The sequence below is a fragment of the Actimicrobium sp. CCC2.4 genome (assembly GCF_034347385.1).
Classification (GTDB): domain Bacteria; phylum Pseudomonadota; class Gammaproteobacteria; order Burkholderiales; family Burkholderiaceae_D; genus Actimicrobium.
In genome coordinates this window covers 3,857,564-3,878,830 of the sequence record NZ_CP133777.1, presented here as the reverse complement: position 1 = coordinate 3,878,830, position 21,267 = coordinate 3,857,564, and the positions used below count along the sequence as shown (strand labels likewise).

Here is a 21,267-nt window from a genome sequence, read left to right as displayed (position 1 = left end):
TCAGAGTCCCAGGATCATTTGCGCGATGATGTTTTTTTGGATTTCATTCGAGCCGCCGTAGATCGACAGCTTGCGCATGTTCAGATAACCGGCTGCCAGCGCGGTAGCGTCATCGGGTCCGACCTGCTCGCCGTCGTAGCCCTCGGCCATCGCATCGCGCCGCAGCGGCAACGCGTACGGTCCGACCGCCTGCACCAGCAGTTCGGTGATCGCCTGCTGGATTTCGGTACCCTTGATTTTCAGGATAGAGGCTTCCGGACCCGGTGTGCGGCGCTCGGCTTCGGCGGCCAGCACGCGCAGGTTGGTGATCTCCAGCGCCATCAGGTCGATCTCGATTTGCGCGATGCGGGCGGCAAATAGCGGGTCTTGCAGCAGCGGTTTGCCGTGCTTGATTTGCTGTGCCGCGACACGCTTGAGGCGCGCCAGTTCCCGCTTGCCGATACCGATGCCGGCGATGTTGGTTCGTTCATGACCGAGCAAAAATTTGGCGTAGGTCCAGCCCTGGTTTTCAGTGCCGACCAGATTGCTTACGGGCACCCGCACATTGTCGAACCAGACTTCATTGACCTCATGCGCGCCATCCATCGTGATGATCGGTCGCACCGTAATGCCGGGTGATGCCATGTCGATCAGCAGGAAGGAAATCCCGCGCTGCGGCTTGACCTCGGTGTCGGTTCGTACCAGGCAAAAAATCCACTGCGCATACTGGCCCAGCGTGGTCCAGGTCTTCTGGCCATTGACGATGTAGTCGTCGCCATCCTGTATTGCACGGGTTTTCACCGAGGCCAGGTCGGAGCCGGCGCCGGGTTCCGAATAGCCCTGGCACCACCACTCTTCACCCGCCAGAATTTTCGGCAGATGGCGTTGCTGCTGCTCCGGCGAACCGAATTGCATCAGCACCGGCGCGACCATTTTCAGGCCGAACGGCACCGCGCGTGGCGCACCGCCAGCGGCGGATTCCTCATCAAAAATATACTGTTGCGTGGCACTCCAGCCCGGTCCGCCGAACGCGGCCGGCCATGACGGCGCACCCCAGCCCTGCGCATGCAGGATGTGCTGCCAGCGCAGGTAATCGTCGCGACCCAGGCTCAGGCCACGGGTGACCTTGTGCCGGATATCGTCAGGAAGATTGTGCACAATGAAATTGCGTACAAGCTGCCGGAATGCCTGCTCGTCGTTGCTGAAATTCAGATCCATGCGGGTCTCGAAAAAAGATTAGCTGCTAAATGCCTGGATGCCGGTCATCGCACGGCCGAGGATCAGCGCATGGATGTCATGCGTGCCTTCGTAGGTGTTGACCACTTCCAGATTGACCATGTGACGGATCACGCCGTACTCGTCCGAGATCCCGTTCCCGCCCAGCATGTCGCGCGCGACACGCGCGATATCGAGCGACTTGCCGCACGAATTGCGCTTCATCATCGACGTGATTTCGACGGCCGCCGTGCCTTCGTCCTTCATGCGGCCCAGGCGCAGCACGCCTTGCAGCGCCATCGTGATCTCGGTCTGCATGTCGGCCAGTTTTTTCTGGATCAGCTGGTTCGCGGCGAGTGGTTTGCCGAACTGCTTGCGGTCGAGCACGTACTGGCGCGCGATATGCCAGCAGGATTCCGCTGCACCGAGCGCACCCCATGAAATGCCGTAGCGCGCTGCATTCAGGCAAGTGAACGGCCCCTTCAGACCACGCACATCGGGGAAGGCGTTTTCTTCGGGGCAGAACACGTTGTCCATGACGATCTCGCCGGTGACGGATGCGCGCAAACCGAACTTGCCGTGGATTGCCGGTGCCGACAAACCGGCCATGCCTTTTTCAAGGATGAAGCCGCGGATCGCGCCTTCATCGTCCTTGGCCCAGATCACGAACACATCGGCGATCGGCGAATTCGAAATCCACATCTTGCTGCCGGTCAGCGCATAGCCGCCAGCGACCTTGCGCGCGCGCGTCACCATCGAGCCGGGGTCCGAGCCATGGTCCGGTTCGGTCAGGCCGAAGCAGCCAATGAATTCGCCGGTCGCCAGTTTGGGTAGAAAACGCTGGCGCTGGTCTTCGGTGCCGAACTCGAAAATCGGTGTCATCACCAGCGAGGACTGCACGCTCATCATCGAGCGATAACCGGAATCGACCCGCTCGACTTCGCGCGAGATCAGGCCGTAGCAGACATAGTTCAGACCGGGACCGCCATACTCTTCCGGAATGGTCGGGCCGAGCAAACCGAGCTCGCCCATCTCGCGGAAAATCGACGCATCCATTTTTTCGTGACGGAAGGCCTCGAGGATGCGCGGTTGCAGCTTGTCCTGGCAATACGCGTGCGCGGCGTCGCGCACCATGCGTTCTTCGTCGGTCAGTTGCTGATCCAGCAGTAGCGGATCGTCCCAGTGGAAAGGTGCAGATTTTTTCATGGCAGTCCTCGGAAAAAGTGAATGGTGTCCAGTGTGATCGGAATCAGGCGGGCGCGTGCAGCAGCGACAAACCGAGTGCAGCGCGACGCTGCAGCCACGGACTTGGCCGGTAGCGCGTGTCGCCGCTGAGGCGTTCGATATTGTGCAGGATGCGCAGCACGGTGGCGGCACCGAGCTGATCGCCCCAGACCAGCGGTCCTTGCGGATAGCCCAGGCCCAGCACGACACCGCGATCGATGTCGGCCGGCAGCGCGATGCCTTGCTGGGCGATCTCGCAAGCGATGTTGATGATGTGGGCCAGCACGCGCTGCGCCACCAGCCCGGTGCTGTCGTGCAGCACACTGATGCGCGCGCCGTCGCGGCCAAACAGGCCGCAGGCCCGCGCCAGATAGGCAGGGTCGGTGGCCGGATTGGTCATCAGCACATGATGGGTCGGGCTGTCGAACAGCGCATCGATAGCCACCGTGCGGCGCGCATCCAGGCCTTGCTGCACCACGCAGTCGGTGCAATCCTGACCCAACGGCGTGACGATGCAGAGCGCCTGCGCCGATGGCGTGACGCTGGATTCGACGGCGTAGCCGGCCGCCAGCAAACGCTCCGCCAGCGCTGGTTCGGCCCTGCTCAGCCAGACCGCGCCCGGCTCGGCCTGAAGATTGGCGAGTTCGGCGTGCACGACTTTCTTGCCGTTGTCATCGTAGGCATAGAAGCCGCGTCCGGTCTTCTTGCCGAGCAGCCCGGCCGTCAGCATTTGCCGGGTCAGGCCTTGCGGCCGGAAGCGCGGCTCGTCGTAATACTGGCGATAAATCGATTCCATCACCGGATGCGAGACATCGAGGCCGGTCATGTCCATCAGTTCGCACGGACCGAGCTTGAAGCCGGCGGTGTCGCGCAGGATGCGGTCCAGCGACGCCACCGAAGTCACGCCTTCGGCCAGGATGCGCAAGCCTTCGGTACCGAAGCCGCGTCCCGCATGATTGACGATGAAGCCCGGCGTGTCCTTGGCGCGCACGGCCGTGTGCCCCCAGTGCCGGCCCAGTGCCAGCAATTGCGCAACGACTGCCTCGGTAGTCAGGATGCCGCCGATGACTTCGACGATCTTCATCAGCGGCACCGGATTGAAGAAGTGGAAGCCTGCCACGCGCTGCGGATACTGCAGGCCGGCGGCAATCGCCGTGACCGACAGCGACGAGGTATTTGATGCCAGGATTGCGTCGGGACGCACCAGTGTCTCCAGCGTCGCGAACAGGGTCTTCTTGGCGGCGAGATCCTCGATGATCGCTTCGATGATCACATCGCAATCGGCCAGGTCGGCCAGTTCACCACACACATGCAGGCGGGCCAGCGCATCGCTGGCGTGGTCTTCCTGCAGCTTGCCTTTGGCGACCAGCGTGGCGAACGTGGTGGCCAGCGTGCGGCTGGCAGCGGCGGCCGCACCGGCACCGGCGTCGGCCAGAAAAACGGTCGCACCGGACAGCACGGCGATCTGCGCAATGCCACGTCCCATCACGCCGCAGCCGATGATGCCGATCAGTGGTGCAGGCGTCGCGATGGAATGGATTGACTCGGACATGCTGGTCTCCGGTGTTCTGCAGTGCAGAATATGTTTTTTGGGTTGCCATACTGTATTGAGGCAGAGCAGGGCTGTCAACCGGCAATTGCATTTGTTCACGCTTGTCAATCGCGATTCTGCAGTGCAGAATACTGGCTCACTCCGGCGGAGCTCAACTATGTCTCGTATCGATCAGGTTTTCCAGTCTTTCACCCGTACTCACGCCACCCATATCGCGCTGCAGGACCGTCATGACAGTGTTACCTACGCCGACCTCGACGCGCGGGTCGATGCCGTCGTGCGGCAACTGCAGCAGGCCGGCGTGCGCCCCGGCGACCGGGTCCTGCTGGTAGCCGAAAACTCGGTCGCGCTGGCGCTGACCATCCTCGCCGTGAGTCGCTTGCGGGCCTGGTCGGCGAGCGTCAATGCCCGCTTGTCAGCGCGCGAAATCGATAACTTCCTGCTGCACTCCGGCGCGCGCCGGGCCATGTATTTCAGTGCCGGTTCGGACGAGGCCGCCCGCCATGGCGAGGCACAGGGCGCGCAATTGCAGCAATGGGAGGGCATCGGCGCGGTGATGCTGGGACCGTTGCAGGCCGGGGTCACGACCGAGCCAGCAGCACCCGACGTGGCCGCGCTGGTCTACACCTCCGGCACCACCGGTGCGCCGAAAGCGGTGATGCTTACGCATGCGAACCTGCTGTTCATCGGTGCCAACAGCCGCAAGATCCGCGCACTGACACCGCAGGATGTGATCTATGGCGTGCTGCCGCTGTCGCATGTGTACGGCCTGTCGGCTCTGCTGGTGGCGGCGCTGGCCAGTGGTGCGGCATTGCAGCTGGTGCCACGTTTTGATCCGCTGGCGATGGCGCACGCCTTGGCGCACGACGGTGTGACGGTGCTGCATGGCGTGCCGGCGATGTATGCCAAATTACTGGCATCGGGCGAGCGCTTGCCGGCACCGCAATTGCGGGTCGCGCAGTCGGGCGGGGCACCCTTGTCGGCCTCGGTGAAGGCCGATTTCGAAGCGTGTTTCGGTATCCCGCTGCACAACGGCTACGGCATGACCGAAGCCGCGCCGTCAATCTGCCAGACCCGCATGGACGTGCCGCGTACCGACTGTTCGGTCGGGCCGGCCATCGAGGGTATCGAGATCCGGCTCGATACCTTGATGCAGGATGTCGATGGCATCGGCGAATTGCAGGTGCGCGGGCCGAACGTGATGGCCGGCTATTACCGCGCACCGGAAGCCAGCGCCGACGCACTGACTGCCGACGGCTGGCTGCATACCGGCGACCTGGCCCGCATCGATGCCGATGGCGCGGTGACCATCGTCGGCCGCAGCAAGGAATTGATCATCCGCTCGGGCTTTAATGTCTATCCGGTCGAAGTCGAGCAAGTCCTCAATGCCTATCCTGCCATCGTGCAGTCGGCCGTAATCGGACGCAGCAGTGCCGACAATGAAGAGGTACTGGCCTTCATCGAACTGCGCGCCGATGCGGTGCTGGACCGCGCCCATCTGCACGAGTACCTGCGCGCCAACCTGTCGCCGTACAAGATGCCGGCCGAAATCATCGCGCTGGCCAGCCTGCCGGCCGCCGCCAGCGGCAAGATCCTCAAGCGCGAACTGCACAAGCTGGCCATCGCCAATGCATAAGATCGTCAAGCCGGCCGTGGTCAAGGAAGACCGTCACTTCGTGACCGCCCTGGCGCGCGGACTGGATTTGCTGGCGTGCTTCCGCTCCGGCGACAAGATGCTGGGCAATCAGGAACTGGCCGAGCGCAGCAAGCTGCCAAAGTCGACTGTCTCGCGCCTGACCTACACGCTGACCAAACTGGGTTATCTGCAATTCGACGAAAGTGCGGGCAAGTACCGGCTGGGTACTGCCACGCTGTCGCTCGGCAGCGCGATGCTGAGCCGGCTCGATGTGCGCCAGCTGGCGCGGCCGGCGATGCAGCAGCTGGCAGACTTTTCGCATGCGATGGTGTCGCTCGGCATGCGCGACCGGCTCAGCATGATTTACATCGAAAATTGCCGCAGCCAGGCGGCGCTGACACTGAGCCTGGATGTCGGCTCGCGCATTCCTCTGGCCAGTACCGCGATGGGTCGCGCTTATCTGGCCGTGGCGCCGCAGGGCGAACGCAACGAGCTGCTGGCGCGGGCGCGCGAACTCGACGAGGCTGGCTGGCCGGCCTTGCAGGAAGGCGTGCAACGCGCGCTCGACGAGTACAGCGAGTTCGGTTGTTGCACGTCGATTGGTGACTGGCAAGCGGGCGTCAATGCGATTGCGATTGCGTTCCGTCCGCCCGATGGCAGTACGCCGGTGAGCATCAATTGCGGTGGTCCGGCGTTTTCGTTGTCGGCGGATTTTCTGGTGCGGGAAGTGCGGCCGCGGCTCATTGATCTGGTTGAGCAGTTGCGGCGGGCGATGGCGGCGTGATGGATGCGGAACCGCTGTTGGTTCAATGACTCTCTGGTTTTCTGAAGCAAGCGCCACCGCCACCGCAACCGCAACCGCAACCGCAACCGCAACAAAATCGTAGGGTGCAATAACCGGAGGGCATTGCACCGGGTGCACCACTAGCGGTTGATGAAACTGTCTGTGCTCCGCTACGACCAAGCCGGGCCCCCGGCTAGGTCATGACGGAGTGCTTTCAATTTCATGAACCGCAGGCGGTCCATTCGGTGCAATGCCCTTCGGTTATTGCACCCTACGATCTTCAAAAGCCTCTTCAACTTCAACTTCAAAATCAACTTCAACGGCTACGACGCGTCCGGCGATTCATTACACTCCCGAGCCTATGATCCCGCGCCACGCTATTCCAGATACGGATTCCCAAACCCCAGCTTCGCCAGCACCTCGATCTCCAGCGCTTCCATCTCATCGGCCTCGAGCTCGTTTTCGTGGTCGTAGCCCTGCGCGTGCATCACGCCGTGCACCACCAGATGCGCAGCATGCGCGAGCAGTGGTTTGCCTTGCGCGAGTGCTTCGGCCTGCAGCACGTCGGTGCACAGGATCAGGTCGGCGCGGGTGATGTCGTCATCGGGATCTTCTTCGCCATCGTTATAGGCAAAAGTCAGTACGTTGGTCGCGTAATCCTTGCTGCGGTAATCGCGGTTGAGCGTGCGGCCTTCGTCGCTGTCGACGAAGCGCACGGTCAGTTCTGCCGGCGCGAATAGCGCTGCCCGGACCCAGCGCCGCACCAGCGGGCGGGTCACGACGGTGGCCAGGCGCGGGTCCGGATACTGGACCGATAACGAGAGTTTATTTTTTTGCGACACGGCGGCTCGCTGCTTGTTTGACCGGGGCCGGCGCGCTGGCTGCTGCGTACGCATCGACGATGCGCGCCACCAGCGGATGACGGACCACGTCGGCGCTGTTGAAGCGCGTGAAGGCGATGCCGCGGACGTTGTCGAGCACGTCGATTGCATCGACCAGTCCGCTCTTTTGCGTGCGCTGCAAATCGATCTGCGTGATGTCGCCGGTCACCACAGCCTTGCTGCCGAAGCCGATCCGGGTGAGGAACATCTTCATCTGTTCCGGCGTGGTGTTCTGCGCTTCATCGAGGATCACGAATGCATGGTTCAGCGTGCGGCCGCGCATGTAAGCCAGCGGCGCGATTTCGATGGCTTGTTTCTCGAACATTTTTTGCGTGCGGTCGTGACCGAGCAAGTCGTACAGCGCGTCGTATAGCGGGCGCAAATACGGGTCGACTTTCTGGGCCAGATCGCCGGGCAGAAAGCCCAGCCGTTCGCCGGCTTCGACTGCCGGGCGGGTCAGCACGATGCGCTTGACGACATCGCGTTCGAGCGCATCGACCGCGCACGCTACCGCGAGGTAGGTCTTGCCGGTACCGGCCGGGCCGACGCCGAAAGTGACGTCATGGTCGAGGATGGCTTTCAGGTAGGCCAGCTGGTTCGGCGTGCGGCCGCGCAGGTCCATGCGACGGGTCTTGAGTGTCGGGCCTTCCGGCGCTGGCGTGTCGGCCTCAGCCTCGATCAGTTCCAGCGCTTTCTTTTTGGCCGCGCCACGCAGCGGTTTCAGGCTCGCGGCCGGGACTTCGGCATAGGCCATGCCGGCGCGCTGTTCAACCAGGGCCAGCTGGACTTCTTCGATCGAGACCACCTTGTCGGCAATCGCATAGAACTGCGCCAGCAGGGAGGTTGCGCGTTCGGCATTGTGGCCACCGACGATGAAGCGTTCGCCACGGCGGAAGATGGTGACGTCAAGCGCGGCAGAAATCTGGCGCAGGTTTTCATCCATCGGTCCGCACAAGTGGGCCAGCCGCTTGTTGTCGAGCGGCTCGGGAATGAAGTACAGCGGTTCGGCGGGGGAGCGAGTTTTCAAGCGGTTCTTTGTTGAGGTGTCTGAAGTGAAGGCGCAGCGGGCATTTCACCGCGTACCGAATAGCCGAAGCTGTGTGTGATGGTCAGGTCGAGCAACTGGCCGACCAGGCTGGCACCGTCCGGTCCGGCGGCAAAGTTGACGACGCGGTTGTTCTCGGCGCGACCCTGGAAATCGCCGGCGTCTTTTTTCGACGGGCCTTCGACCAGCACGCGCACGACCTGGCCGACCATCGCGTCGCTGTAGCGCCGCGTGTTGGCATCGATGACGGCTTGCAGGCGCTGCAACCGGGCCAGCTTGACCGCATGCGGCGTGTCGTCCTCGAGTGTGGCCGCCGGTGTGCCGGGACGCGGGCTGAAGATGAAGCTGAAGCTATTGTCGTAGCCGATGTCATCGATCAGTTTCATCATCGCCTCGAAGTCGGCATCGGTCTCGCCGGGGAAGCCGACGATGAAGTCTGACGAGATCGCGATGTTCGGCCGCACCGCGCGCAGGCGCCGGATGATGGACTTGTATTCGAGCGCGGTGTAGCCGCGCTTCATGGCCATCAGCACGCGGTCCGAACCGTGCTGCGCCGGCAGGTACAGATGATCGACCAGCTTCGGCACCTTGGCATACGCATCGATGAGGCGCTGGCTGAATTCTTTGGGATGGCTGGTGACAAAACGGATGCGTTCGATGCCGTCGATTTCGGCAATGAATTCGATCAGCAGCGCAAAGTCAGCGATCTCGCCATCGGCCATCACGCCGCGAAAAGCATTGACGTTCTGGCCCAGCAGCGTGATTTCCTTGACGCCTTGCGCGGCCAGTCCGGCCACTTCGGCCAGCACGTCATCGAAACGGCGCGAGACTTCTTCACCGCGGGTGTACGGCACCACGCAATAGCTGCAGTATTTGCTGCAGCCTTCCATGATCGAGACAAAGGCGGTGACGCCATCGACCCGCGCCGGTGGCAGGTGATCGAATTTTTCGATTTCAGGGAAGCTGATGTCGACCTGCGCCTTGCCGGACGCGCGGCGCTGATCGATCAGCGCGGGCAGGCGGTGCAGCGTTTGCGGACCGAACACGACGTCGACATACGGCGCGCGCTTGATGATGGCCGCGCCTTCCTGCGAGGCGACGCAGCCGCCGACACCGATCACCAGGTCGGGCTTGAGTAGCTTCAGTTCACGGATGCGGCCGAGGTCGGAGAAGACTTTTTCCTGGGCTTTTTCGCGCACCGAACAGGTGTTGAGGAGGATCACGTCGGCATCTTCCGGGGTGTCGGTCTTGACCATGCCGTGGGTAGCGTTGAGCACATCGGCCATCTTGTCCGAGTCGTACTCGTTCATCTGGCAGCCGAAGGTTTTGATGAATACTTTTTTCTGCATTATTGATTCTGGCTTGAAGTGGTAGGTTTGGCGGGAAGCCGGACGGCGGCTTCAGCGGCGCTGAGCAGCCAGACCCGGTTGATCGCGCCGTCGAGGTCGGTGGTGTAGTTGACGATGTGCGCGCTGTGGCCCAGCGTGTTCGGAATCACCGTCAGGTTATCGGTACTCCAGATCCGTGCGCCTTGCGAGAGCCGCGCCGCTTTGCCGTCCACCTGCACTTGCGGATAGTCGGTGATGACGAGGCTGGCACGATTGGCACCGGCCGGGAACGGCCGGTCGAAAGCCAGTGCCGACAGCGTCGTCAGGGTCAGGGCTAGCAAGATCAGGGGGCGAGATAAACGCATGGTGGCTCCGCAGGAAGGACTGTCGGGATGATTCAGGAGCGGGGCCGGTTAATGCGCAAGGCACCGCAAATGGCCTTGTAGTTTATCACCAACCCCGTGCCGGATCGCCGTCGCACTCAGCGCTGCCGGGCGATGGCGCGCTGTGTCTCCCCGCAGATACGGGCATACGTCTCGTCGTTCAGGTTCAATGCCTGCCAGGCGGTGCGCGCGACCGACGGAGCCAGTTCGTGACCTTCGTCGGACGATGCCAGCTGGTGCACGATGGCGTTGGCGATGTGGACCAGCGCAGCCAGAAAGCCGACGCCGTGACGGTCCGGTTCGTGGTGGCCGGCAATCGCCAGGCGCATCGTGTCCGAAAAATTCCAGCTGATCGCCAGCAGTTCGCCGGCTTCGGCGTGATCGATGTCGAGGATGTCGCGCTCTGCCTCGATCAAGGCACCGCCGTGTTCGTGATACCTGGCCAGCACGCGGGCGTACTCGTCAGGGAAGCAGCTCACCAGCACCAGTCGGCCGATGTCATGCAGCAGCGCGGCCGTCATCGCGATGTCGGGATGCATGCCGATGTGGCGTGCCAGGATACCGGCGGCGACGGAAGCGTCACATGAATGCCGCCAGAACACCGTGTGATCGAAGCCCTTGCAGGTGCGCTCGGGGAAGCAACCGGTCAGCGCCGCCTTGGTAATGAGCGTGCGGACATTCTGGAACCCCAGCAGCGTGATGGCCTGATGAATCGTGGTGACCTTGACTGCGGTGGCGAAATACGCCGAGTTGGCCAGTCGCAGCGTCTTGGCTGTCAGTGCCATGTCTTGCGAAACCTTGCCCGCCAGGAGCGCGATATCGAGGTTGTCCTGATCGACGATATTGAGTAATTCCATCACGATCAGCGGCGGGGACGGCAAGTCCCGCACGTTCTGGATGCATTGCGTCCGGGTGGCAGTCGTCATGAGTTAGTCCGTGGTGGCTGTGGAGATGGAGTGAGCTCGCGCGCTAGCTGCCGAGAATACCTTAGACAGATGGTTGCGGATACCGGACGAAGCCGAAATGCGCCGGCAAGGCCGCTGCATCGAGCCGGCCCAGGACTATCTTCTGGTCACGGTAAATCAGGATCAGTGCCGCCGGTTGTGCCGGTTGTGCCAGCCAGTCCAGCAGCGCGTCGTCATCGACGCTGACACCGTTGATCTGCAATTGTCCGAGCCAGTGCGCGGTATCGCGATCATCGACCTGCGCGACCTGCTCGCCCGCCTGCAGGATCAGCTGGCCCTGCCCGGTCAGCCACGCGGCCTGGATGTGCTCCAGTGCGGTGCCGGTCTGCAGCACGAAGCCGTGTTGCGGATCGGTGCGGGCAATGTACGGCGTCGCTTCGAGGTTCACGTAGACCCGTTGCGGTCCGTTCTGGAAATACCAGCGGCCCTCTGCATCGTGCAGATAATTGCGGTTGATGAAGCCCATCAGCGCGACATGGGCGATCCGGTCGCCGGGCTGCTTGTGCTGTTGCGCGGCTTCGTCGCGCATGCGCCAGTGGCCGCGCGCATCCAGCGCCAGCCAGCCATAGCAGTGCGGCACTTCCGGCCATTTGGCCATGGCCTTGCGCACGATGTCATCCATGTGAGTTACTCCTGTGCTGAAGAAAATCAACGATGCGGCGCGGCAGCCAGTCGAGCCGGCCGGGTGGCGCGCCGTCGGCGAAACCGACGTGGCCGCCGGTATCCGGATAGTCAAGCGTCACGGCGGCTGCGGCCCTGGCGGGCAAATGCCGACCCGGTAAAAACGGATCATTGCGGGCATTGAGCACCAGCGTCGGCACCGTGATGTCGCCGAGGACGTGGCGCGCGCTGGCGCGGTTCCAGTAATCGTTGGTGTCGCGATAGCCGTGCAGTGGCGCCGTGACGATATTGTCGAAGGCATACAGATCGCGCGCGGCCAGCAGCTTGTCGCGGTCGAACAGGCCGGGGAACTGCGCGAGCTTTTGCAGGCATTTGGGCTTCAGCGTCTGCAGGAACATGCGCGTGTAGACCAGGTTGAAACCTGACGACAGGGCCGCGCCGCCGGCGGCCAGGTCGAGCGGTGCCGAGATCGCGCAAGCGGCATCGACGATGCCGGCGCTGTGCTGCGATTCGCCGAGCCAGCGCAGCAGTGCATTGCCGCCGAGTGAAACCCCGACCGCAAAAAAATCACCGGCCTGTGCCGCCGCCGGCGTGACTTTCAGACGGCGCAGCAACCAGTCGATTTCGGTCGCATCGCCGGAATGATAAAAGCGCGGTGCCAGGTTCATCTCGCCCGAGCAGCCCCGGAAATGGGGCACGGCACCGGACCAGCCCAGGCTGTGCAGATGCGCCATCAGGGCGCGGCTGTAATGACTGCCGGACGAGCCTTCCAGCCCGTGGAACAGCACCACAAACGGCAAGCCGGCACGACCGTCGACAAAATCAATATCCACGAAATCGCCATCGGGTGCACTCCAGCGTTCACGCCGCAGCGGTGTCGCCGGTGTGGCGATGCACTTGGCCGGATAGATGGTTTGCAGATGGCCGCCCGGCAGCCAGCGTGGCGCGCGATAGGGTGGCTGGGGCTGCTGGCCGTGGCCGGAGCGCTTCAATGCAGCGTCGTCGAATCGACGACCACCACCGGTGCCTTGCCCGGCGCGATCGACGCATGGTGCACGGCGATGCGCCAGCCCATTGGCGTCTTGATGTAGACATTGGTAGCGAGGATATGCATCTCTTGCGTGATGTCGCCGCTGCGCATCTGTTCGAGCACGCTGTGGGTCGCCGCCATCAGGTTCTGCATGACGTGCAATTGCACCGGATGGATGTGCACGCCGCCATGCGCAAACACGGCTTGCCATGATGCGCGGATTGCCGCGTGACCGATCAGACGCGGTGCGCCTGGATGGATGCAGGTGATTTCTTCATCGTCGGCCCACAGCGCCATCAGGGCTTCCAGGTCGGCGCGCCCGAGGGCGTCGTAGAACGCGGCTTCGGTATCGTCGGGACTGCCGGACAATTGCTTCTTGCTGGACATGGCAAGCTCCGTGGAATTAGTGGGCGTGAACGGTTTCGCCGGCTTTCAGGCGATACACCGTACCGCAGTACGGACACTTCGCTTCGCCGTGGCGCATGTCGAGGAACACGCGCGGGTGAGATGACCAGAACGGCATTGCATCATTGGGACAATAAGCCGGCAGATCGCTGGCGGCCAGTTCGACAGGGGCGGGAGGGGATTTCGGAGCACTCATGGCGGGTTTCGGATTGTTGGGATGACGGGGTGCTGATTTTAGCAGGCGTGGCGGGCGGGGCTGCAGTGCATTTGGTTCGGGGGAGTTGCGCGCCCTCACTCCCGTTTGCCCTGAGCCTGTCGAAGGGAGCTTGTCGCAGGCGCTACGGACAATGCGCCCTCGACAAGTTCAATGCGCCGTCGTCAGCGCCCCGTCAATCAATTCAATCCAGTGCTGCACCGGCGTATCGGTGCCCGACTGTAAATGCGTCAGGCAACCGATGTTGGCCGAGACTATCGTCTGCGGTTTAGTGGCGTGCAATTTTTCGAGCTTGTTATCACGCAGCTGATAAGACAGTTCCGGCTGCGTCACCGAATACGTTCCCGCAGATCCGCAGCAGATATGACTATCACCGCACAACTGCACATCGACACCAATCGCCCGCAACACACTCTCGACCTTGCCGCGAATCTGCTGCCCGTGCTGCAGCGTGCACGGCGGATGGTAAGCCACGCGCTGTGTGATTTTTCCACGCAGCTTTTCCTGCAGCTGCGCTTCGAAGGCCGGCATGATTTCACTGAGGTCACGTGTCAGCGCCGAGATGCGTGCTGCCTTGTCGGCATACATCATGTCGTGGCGCAGCAGATGACCGTAGTCCTTGACCATGCTGCCGCAGCCGGAGGCGGTCATCACGATCGCTTCGGCACCGGCTTCGACCAGTGGCCACCACGCATCGATATTGGCGCGCATGTCATCGAGCCCGCCATCCTGGTCATTCAGATGGAAGCGGATCGCGCCACAGCAACCCGCCTTGGGTGCGACCACCAGCTGCACGCCTAGCGCATCGAGCACGCGGGCAGTGGCGGCATTGATGTTGGGTGCCATCGACGGCTGCACGCAACCGTCGAGCAGCAGCATCTTGCGTGCATGTTCGCGCATCGGCATCAGGCCACGCGGACGTGCCGCCGGCACCTTGTTACGCAGCGACTTCGGCAGGAACGGACGCAACAGCTGGCCGGTTTTCATGGCCGGCGTGAATAGCCATTTGCGCGGCAGCGCTTCCTTGAGCGCGGTGCGCACCAGCAGCTGGGCCAGCGGACGCGGCACCTGGGCATCGACCGCCTTGCGACCGATTTCGAGCAGACGACCGTATTGCACACCGGACGGACAGGTGGTTTCGCAACTGCGACAGCTCAGGCAGCGGTCCAGATGCAGCTGGGTTTTGGTAGTCGGTGCGACGCCTTCGAGGACTTGCTTGATCAGGTAGATGCGGCCGCGCGGGCCATCGAGTTCGTCACCCAGCAATTGATAGGTCGGGCAAGTCGCAGTACAGAAACCGCAGTGCACGCAGGCGCGCAGGATGGCATCGGCTTCGATGCCGTCGGGGGTGTTCTTGATGAAATCGGCAAGATTGGTTTGCATGAATCAGAGCTCCGGATACAGACGGCCCGGATTGAAAATACCGGCAGGGTCGAACGAGGTTTTCAGGCGGCGATGGATCGCTGCAACAGCAGGAGCCAGCGGATGAAAGACGCCAACGGCTTTGTCATCACCACCGTACAGCGTGGCGTGACCGCCGGCCTTGCTGGCCGCAGCACGGATATCGGCAGCAGGTGCACGGGTTTGCAGCCAGCGCTGCGCGCCACCCCATTCGATCAGCTGCGCACCCGGCAAGTCGATCGGTGGCGTCACCGATGGCACCGACAGGCGCCACAGCGCATGGTGTTCATCGGCAAAAAAGGTATTGCCCTGTTCGCGCAGGTCGCGCCACAGGCGGGTGGCATCGTCGACGACGTCACCACCGATGCGGATTTCAGCGGCAGCGACGGCGGCACGCGCACCTGATAAGCGCACCATCAGCTGGCCATCGCACCAGGCACTGGCCGAAATCGGCAGCGGCTGACCGCCCCAGGCATTGAGCTGCTCGATCGCTTGCGCATGCGTCATTGCCAGCTGGCGCGTGGTTTCGGCATACGGCTTCGGCAGAACCTTGACCGATAGTTCGAGCAGCAGTCCGAGTGTGCCGAGCGAACCGGCCAACAAGCGCGAGACATCGTAACCGGCGACGTTCTTCATCACCTGTCCGCCAAAATGCAGCACTTCGCCATGGCCATCCATCAGCACCGCGCCGAGCATGAAATCGCGCACCGCGCCGGCGGCCGCACGACGCGGGCCGGACAAGCCGCTGGCAACTACGCCACCGAGGGTTGCGCCATCACCGTAATACGGCGGCTCGAAGGCCAGCATCTGGTTCTTCTGGTCGAGCGCGGCTTCGATCTCGGCCAAGGGCGTGCCGCAGCGCGCCGTGATAACCAGTTCGGTCGGATCGTAATCGATGATCCCGGTGTAGGCGCGGGTGTCAAGCCGCGCACCGTGCGGCGCCTGGCCGTACCAGTCCTTGGTGCCGCCGCCGCGCAGTTGCAATGGCGTGCCCTGTGCGCTGGCATCGAGCACGCGCTGGCGAAATTGGTCTAGTACCTGATTCATCATGTCTTTCAAAAACGGGGCAGATCCGGAAACTTCAGCTGACCGCGTTGCACGTGCATTTTTCCGTATTCGGCGCAGCGGTGCAGCGAAGGAATGGCTTTGTCCGGGTTGAGCAGGAAGGCGGTGTCGAAGGCGCGCTTGACCGCGAAGAATGCCTCGCGCTCCTGCGGCGAATACTGCACGCACATCGAATTGATTTTCTCGATGCCGACGCCGTGTTCGCCGGTGATGGTGCCGCCGACTTCGACGCACAGCTCGAGGATCTCGGCACCGAAGGCTTCGGCCTGATGAAATTCGCCGGGCTTGTTGGCATCGAACAGGATCAGCGGGTGCAGGTTGCCGTCACCGGCATGGAAGACATTGGCGCAGCGCAGGCCGTATTTGACTTCCATTTCGCCGATGCGCAGCAGCACGTCGGCCAGCCGCTTGCGCGGGATGGTGCCGTCCATGCAGTAGTAATCGGGCGAGATGCGGCCGGCAGCCGGGAACGCATTCTTGCGGCCGGACCAGAAGCGCATGCGCTCTTCGTCCGAACCCGACACGGAAATTTTGGTGGCACCGCTGGCCGTCAGGATCGCCGTCATGCGGGCGATTTCTTCGCTGACTTCTTCGGGTGTGCCATCGGATTCGCACAGCAGGATTGCGGCGGCGTCGATATCGTAGCCGGCCTTGACGAAGGGCTCGACCATGCGCGAACTGGTGCGGTCCATCATTTCCAGCCCGGCCGGAATGATGCCGGCACCGATCACATCGGCGACCGCGTTGCCGCCTTTAACGACATCATCGAACGACGCCATGATCACGCAGGCTTGCTGCGGTTTCGGGATCAGTCGCACGGTCACTTCGGTGACGATGCCGAGCATCCCTTCGGAGCCGATGAAGACGGCCAGCAGATCGAGGCCCGGTGCATCGAGCGCGCTATTGCCGAGTTCGACGATATCGCCATCGATGGTGACGATGCGCACGCGCATCACGTTATGCACGGTCAACCCATATTTGAGGCAGTGCACGCCGCCGGAGTTTTCGGCCACGTTGCCGCCGATGGAGCAGGCGATCTGCGACGACGGGTCCGGTGCGTAATACAAATTATGCGGAGCAGCGGCATCCGAAATCGCCAGGTTGCGCACGCCCGGCTGGACCACTGCCGTGCGGGACACCGGATCGACCTTGATGATGCGATTGAGCTTGGCCGTCGACAGCACCAGCCCGTCGGCAATCGGCGTGGCACCACCGGACAGGCCGGTACCGGCACCGCGCGGCACGATAGGCAGCTTCATGTCACGACACAATTGCAGGATCTGCACCAGTTGCGCCTCGGACTCCGGCAGCGCGACCACCATCGGCATTTGCCGGTAGGCAGCCAGGCCATCACATTCGTAGGGACGGACGTCCTCGTCATTGAATAGCACGCAGCGTTCGGGTAACAAACGACGCAAGGCGTCGACGACATCACGTTGGCGGGTAACGGTGTAGGGGAGATCGGCGACGGCATTCATGATCGGTTCCAGTGGGATGGCAGGCCTGCATCTTAACGGATCGCGAAGAAGGCTGCGTTTCAAATGCTTGCGGGGTCGGATGAAATGTTTTCAGGTGGGGCGGTAACGCAGGACCGATCCGGTAATCGGCAGAGGGTGATTGCTGTCGGGGTTGCGACGGCGTCGTTCAACTCGTTTTTTTTCGATTATCGATGTCCGTTTCCGGATTGTTCAGGCGCACTGCAGACGGCACAGCGGGCACCTCCGTGCTGTTCGACATGACGATAGTCGGTGGCAAGGACAGGCTCAGCCCGGCTTCCTTCAGGCGCGTGAGAATATCGAACAGCAAATCGCTCTTGACCCCATACGAGGCGCGCGGCGAGCTGACGTAACCGCAGGCGTTGAAGACCAGGCGCAGCCCGTCGATGCCGTCAAGTTGCACGCTCGCGGCCGGCGAGGCGAGCACGCCGGCATGATTGTCGAAGGCTTCCAGGATGACCGCTCTTGCCTTGAGGGTGTCCGTGTCCAGCGGCATCGGCAACTTGATTTGCACCATGCCGATCGGATTGGTGTAGGTCACATTGCGGACAATCTTCGTGATGAACTCGGAGTTGGGCACGATGACGGTAGACCGGTCAGCCATCTGAATCTCGGTGGCCCGCACGTTGATCCGGCGGATGTCGCCTTCGACGCCGGACAAGGACACCCAGTCGCCCACTTTGACGGGACGCTCGGCCAGCAGGATCAGGCCGGAGACAAAGTTCTGGACCACGCCCTGCAGGCCGAAGCCGATACCGACCGACAGGGCGCTGGCCACCCATGCCACGCGCTCCAGGCCGACCCCGACTGCCGACATCGACAGGGCGATGACCAGGATCACGCCCAGATAGCCGGACAGCGTCGTCAGCGACATGCGCATGCCGTCATCGAGCCGCGTCGTCGGCATCAGGCGGCTGCCTATCCACCGCTTGAGCATACGCACCAGAAACAGGCCGATGCACAGCACGAGCAGTCCCTGGAACACCGTCGCTGGCCGGATGCTGATCTCGCCGATCGACAGCCCTTCGTTGACGTTGCTGGCCCGGTGCAGCAGTTCGAGAGGGCTCTCGCCAAACGGCGCCACCAGCAGCACCAGCGCGAGCAGCGTGATCAGAATGCGACTGGCGCCGGACAGCAAGACCGCGGTCAGCTCCAGTGTCCGGGGCGGCGGGGCGGCGGTGGCGGTCTGGCCTGGCGTGGTCTTGTCCAGCTGTTCGGGTGGCTGGACCTTGGGCGCGAGCAAGGTCATGAACAGGTCGTCGGTGACGATGGTCAGCAGGTAGGCGGCACTCGCCACGATAAAAATCCAGCTCAGCTGATTGAGCAGAAAGCTGGCCATCGCGATGTAGCCGGCGATAAAACCGAACAAGGTCAGCAACAGGATCAGCAAGGTGAACGAGCGCAGCGACTGCAGCCACAAAGGGATCGCGAGGACGACCGGGGTGGTCTCGACGGTTGCAGCGGGATCACTTTCCGAAGGGTGATCGGGGCTTGCGCTATCGAGCGCCGTGCGCCGGAATTGCACCAGCGCCGCCACGATCAGTAAGGAATGCGTCAGCGCAGCCAGGCCTTTGAGGATCACTGTCGCGGTGAGACTCAATTCGGCGGCCACCGAGAGCCGGGTCGAGATGCCTTCGACTACCATCGTGATGGCAAACGCCAGCGGGAACCAGCGCAGCCGCCAGGCGGTCCGGTCGGCAATCGGCAGTAGCCGCCAGGTCGGTTTTGCCGGCATCAGGAGGGCCACGCCGAGGCCGACGCAAAAGCCGCCAAACCACACGATGGCGTCCAAGCCGCCCAGCAGGGCGCGCAGTTCATCCGAAATCGGTACCCCCGATGCACCGCTTGTCAGGACAGTAAACAGCACATGGGCGGCGACGCCGGGGACCACGGTCCAGACCCCGACCACGCCTAATGCATACAGAGAGCGGCGCAGACGTCCGGCAGGAATGCGCGTCGAGATGATGCGCAGCAGGACGCGTCCGCCGGGGCCACTCGCCACGACCAGGACGGCGCATGCCAGAAAGGTCAACAGCCAGACGCTTTTAGCGACCGTGGACATCCTGGCCAGTATCGTCGACCCGAGCTGGCGCACCCGGCTAATGTCGGCCGGCGCATCCGATCCCACATTGCTCCAGAACGCGGTACTCAGCGGCGAGTCGGTGCGCTCGAACAGATGCGCACTGAACTGGGTGCGCCGGCGCGTAGCGATGGTCGTTACCGCCTGCTCTGCCTCGACGGCCAGCAGGCCGGCCAGCTTGACCTGGGAATCCAGCGCCGTTTGAGATCGCACCAGTTCGGCACGCTGCGAGGCAATATCCGGTGCTTCCTTTGTTCCTGCAGCAGGCGTGCCAAGTTCGGCCAGCCGTGCCTGCACTTGCGCAAGCTGTGTCGAGATGGCCTCGGCGGCGACTTCCAGCTGCGCCTGTGTTGCCAGCGCGCGTTGCCGCGCTTCCTGTAACTGGGCACTGTCGACTTCTTTGGACAAGGCGGACTGAACCAGATCCATTTCCTTGCGCGCATTGTCGACAATCGCCGCCGGTGCCGGCGGGGGCGCGACCACGTCCTGCCCGAAGCCTGGCGTCGATAGCAGCAGGGCAAGCAAAAACAGCGGGGTGCCGATGGCACTTGCCAGCGTAATTCTGAACTGTTGAATCTGGAGGCGCATGACGCGAAGTTCCTGTTGATTTCTGGTAGTACCCGTTCCGGGCGGACCCTCGCCGGCAGCAATCAGCCCGGTATTTTTGGCCATCGCATTCTAACCGTTAGCTGTGTGCGGGCTAGCCAAGCCAGCCTGACGCACACGCATTGGCCACTGCCAACCATGATCAGTTCGGGGTGCCCAAAACTTCCTCTGTACTATGTGCCCTCAATCATTGATTCAAAGCCATGCTCAATTCCGAAACCGCGTCCGGCCACCCATCTCCCGCCATCATCGAAAAACGTGCTTACGCTGCTGCCTTCAAGGTCAGCGCCGCCACCATGCCGGGCATTTTTGCCTGGGGCCTGGTGTCGGGGATGGCGATGGTCAAGTCGGGCTTGACGATCTGGCAGGCGCTGGGAATGTCGTTCTTCGTGTTTGCCGGTTCGGCGCAGCTGGCGGCGCTGCCGCTGATTGCCGCCAACGCGCCGGAGTGGGTGGTGTTCGTGACGGCGCTGGTGGTGAACTTGCGCTTCGTGATTTTTGCGGCGGCGATCGGGCCGCATTTTGCGCATCTGCGCTGGAAACAGCGGCTCTGGTATGGCTACTTCAATGCCGATATCACGATGGGATTTTTTCCGCGCCGTTTTCCTGCCGAAACCCTGCATCAGCCGGCCGGCAAGGTCGGGTATTTCACCGGTATCTGCTACCCGAACTGGTGTGCCTGGCAGAGCGGCGCGGTAGCCGGCATCCTGCTGGCCAGCCAGATTCCGGAGAGCTGGGGCATCGGCTTCGCCGGCACGCTGGCCTTGCTGGCGGTGATGATTCCGCTGACCATCAACCTCGCAGCGCTGGGTGGCGTGCTGGTCGCCGGCACGGTGGCGATCGCGGCGGCGCAGTTGCCGTACCGGCTGGGTTTGCTGGTCGCAGTCGTGGTCGGGATGACGGTGGCGATGCTGATTGATTACCTGATGGAGCGGCACCTGCCGCGCAAGACGCCATGACGACGACCGAAATCTGGATCACGATCGGCCTGCTGATGCTGGCCACCGTGCTGACGCGCTGTTCTTTTTTCCTGCTCGGCCATGCCGTCAAATTGCCGGAAAAAGTCCAGCACGCGCTGCGCTATGCACCGGCCGCCGCGATGGCCGCCATCGTCGCGCCCGACCTGGTGCTGGTTGGTGGCACGCTCGATTTGCACTGGACCAATCCGCGCCTGCTGGCCGGTCTCGGTGCGGTGGGTTTTTTCCTGGTCACCAAACATTTGCTGGGCACGATCATTATCGGCATGGCGTTGTACACGGTACTGCGGCTGGTTCAGTAACGAGTTGCAAAAACGGCAGGTATGCCCGGGTGCTGAGGTAAAATGCGGCCTCTTCCAACCTGGGTTTCGGGATTTTTG

The 21,267-nt window shown here is 62.7% G+C and carries 20 protein-coding genes; 4 read left to right on the top strand and 16 right to left on the bottom strand.

Annotation, left to right across the window (positions count from 1 at the left end; genetic code table 11):
- From RHM62_RS17845 to RHM62_RS17835, 3 genes are read right to left on the bottom strand one after another with little or no spacing between them, the layout of a single operon-like run.
- Positions 1–1,197: an acyl-CoA dehydrogenase family protein gene (locus RHM62_RS17845; protein ID WP_322123376.1), complete on the bottom strand. Its 1,197-nt coding sequence runs from the start codon at positions 1,195–1,197 to the stop codon at positions 1–3.
- An 18-nt stretch (positions 1,198–1,215) separates the two neighbouring features.
- A complete protein-coding gene (locus tag RHM62_RS17840) occupies positions 1,216–2,400 on the bottom strand; it encodes an acyl-CoA dehydrogenase (RefSeq protein WP_009666576.1) in 1,185 nt (394 codons plus the stop codon).
- Between the two features lie 43 nt (positions 2,401–2,443).
- On the bottom strand, positions 2,444–3,970 hold the full coding sequence (locus RHM62_RS17835) for a 3-hydroxyacyl-CoA dehydrogenase (protein ID WP_322123375.1): 1,527 nt from the start codon (positions 3,968–3,970) through the stop codon (positions 2,444–2,446).
- A gap of 157 nt (positions 3,971–4,127) precedes the next feature.
- Between RHM62_RS17835 and RHM62_RS17830 the strand changes: the two genes are divergently transcribed.
- Positions 4,128–5,606, top strand: coding sequence for a class I adenylate-forming enzyme family protein (locus RHM62_RS17830; protein WP_322123374.1), 1,479 nt, complete (start codon positions 4,128–4,130; stop codon positions 5,604–5,606).
- On the top strand, positions 5,599–6,390 hold the full coding sequence (locus RHM62_RS17825) for an IclR family transcriptional regulator (RefSeq protein WP_322123373.1): 792 nt from the start codon (positions 5,599–5,601) through the stop codon (positions 6,388–6,390). Before RHM62_RS17830 ends, RHM62_RS17825 begins: the two co-directional genes overlap by 8 nt.
- A 377-nt stretch (positions 6,391–6,767) precedes the next feature.
- Here RHM62_RS17825 and ybeY read toward each other — a convergent pair whose 3' ends face one another.
- The 13 genes from ybeY to RHM62_RS17760 form a co-directional block, all read right to left on the bottom strand.
- Complete coding sequence (gene ybeY / locus RHM62_RS17820) at positions 6,768–7,232, bottom strand: rRNA maturation RNase YbeY (protein ID WP_322123372.1); 465 nt, start codon at positions 7,230–7,232, stop codon at positions 6,768–6,770.
- Complete coding sequence (locus RHM62_RS17815; protein ID WP_322123371.1) at positions 7,216–8,298, bottom strand: PhoH family protein; 1,083 nt, start codon at positions 8,296–8,298, stop codon at positions 7,216–7,218. The genes ybeY and RHM62_RS17815 overlap by 17 nt, the downstream gene beginning before the upstream one ends.
- Complete coding sequence (miaB, locus tag RHM62_RS17810) at positions 8,295–9,665, bottom strand: tRNA (N6-isopentenyl adenosine(37)-C2)-methylthiotransferase MiaB (RefSeq protein ID WP_322123370.1); 1,371 nt, start codon at positions 9,663–9,665, stop codon at positions 8,295–8,297. Before miaB ends, RHM62_RS17815 begins: the two co-directional genes overlap by 4 nt.
- Positions 9,665–10,009, bottom strand: a complete 345-nt coding sequence (locus tag RHM62_RS17805) for a hypothetical protein (protein WP_322123369.1) — start codon at positions 10,007–10,009, stop codon at positions 9,665–9,667. The genes miaB and RHM62_RS17805 overlap by 1 nt, the downstream gene beginning before the upstream one ends.
- A gap of 116 nt (positions 10,010–10,125) precedes the next feature.
- Complete coding sequence (locus RHM62_RS17800) at positions 10,126–10,953, bottom strand: HDOD domain-containing protein (protein ID WP_322123368.1); 828 nt, start codon at positions 10,951–10,953, stop codon at positions 10,126–10,128.
- Positions 10,954–11,014: 61 nt separating this feature from the next.
- Positions 11,015–11,614, bottom strand: a complete 600-nt coding sequence (locus RHM62_RS17795; protein WP_322123367.1) for a DUF2946 family protein — start codon at positions 11,612–11,614, stop codon at positions 11,015–11,017.
- The gene (locus RHM62_RS17790) at positions 11,607–12,605 is read right to left on the bottom strand and encodes a YheT family hydrolase (RefSeq protein ID WP_322123366.1); all 999 of its coding nucleotides are present in this window, start codon (positions 12,603–12,605) and stop codon (positions 11,607–11,609) included. Before RHM62_RS17790 ends, RHM62_RS17795 begins: the two co-directional genes overlap by 8 nt.
- The gene (locus RHM62_RS17785) at positions 12,602–13,030 is read right to left on the bottom strand and encodes a YybH family protein (RefSeq protein ID WP_322123365.1); all 429 of its coding nucleotides are present in this window, start codon (positions 13,028–13,030) and stop codon (positions 12,602–12,604) included. The genes RHM62_RS17790 and RHM62_RS17785 overlap by 4 nt, the downstream gene beginning before the upstream one ends.
- 16 nt (positions 13,031–13,046) lie before the next feature.
- Positions 13,047–13,244, bottom strand: coding sequence for a zinc-finger domain-containing protein (locus RHM62_RS17780; RefSeq protein ID WP_322123364.1), 198 nt, complete (start codon positions 13,242–13,244; stop codon positions 13,047–13,049).
- A gap of 168 nt (positions 13,245–13,412) precedes the next feature.
- Entirely contained in the window at positions 13,413–14,645 is a 1,233-nt protein-coding gene (gene glcF, locus RHM62_RS17775; RefSeq protein WP_322123363.1) for a glycolate oxidase subunit GlcF, read from the bottom strand.
- A 3-nt stretch (positions 14,646–14,648) separates the two neighbouring features.
- Positions 14,649–15,710 carry a glycolate oxidase subunit GlcE gene (glcE, locus tag RHM62_RS17770; protein WP_322125441.1) on the bottom strand — a complete coding sequence of 354 codons (1,062 nt, stop codon included), beginning with the start codon at positions 15,708–15,710 and terminating at the stop codon, positions 14,649–14,651.
- A gap of 8 nt (positions 15,711–15,718) precedes the next feature.
- On the bottom strand, positions 15,719–17,206 hold the full coding sequence (locus tag RHM62_RS17765; RefSeq protein ID WP_322123362.1) for an FAD-linked oxidase C-terminal domain-containing protein: 1,488 nt from the start codon (positions 17,204–17,206) through the stop codon (positions 15,719–15,721).
- Positions 17,207–17,372: 166 nt separating this feature from the next.
- Entirely contained in the window at positions 17,373–19,892 is a 2,520-nt protein-coding gene (locus RHM62_RS17760) for a DUF3772 domain-containing protein (protein WP_322123361.1), read from the bottom strand.
- Positions 19,893–20,113: 221 nt separating this feature from the next.
- On the opposite strand from RHM62_RS17760, the gene RHM62_RS17755 reads away from it, so the two are divergent.
- Positions 20,114–20,869: an AzlC family ABC transporter permease gene (locus tag RHM62_RS17755; RefSeq protein ID WP_322123360.1), complete on the top strand. Its 756-nt coding sequence runs from the start codon at positions 20,114–20,116 to the stop codon at positions 20,867–20,869.
- On the top strand, positions 20,866–21,189 hold the full coding sequence (locus RHM62_RS17750) for an AzlD domain-containing protein (RefSeq protein WP_322123359.1): 324 nt from the start codon (positions 20,866–20,868) through the stop codon (positions 21,187–21,189). The genes RHM62_RS17755 and RHM62_RS17750 overlap by 4 nt, the downstream gene beginning before the upstream one ends.
- The last annotated feature ends 78 nt before the right edge of the window (positions 21,190–21,267 follow it).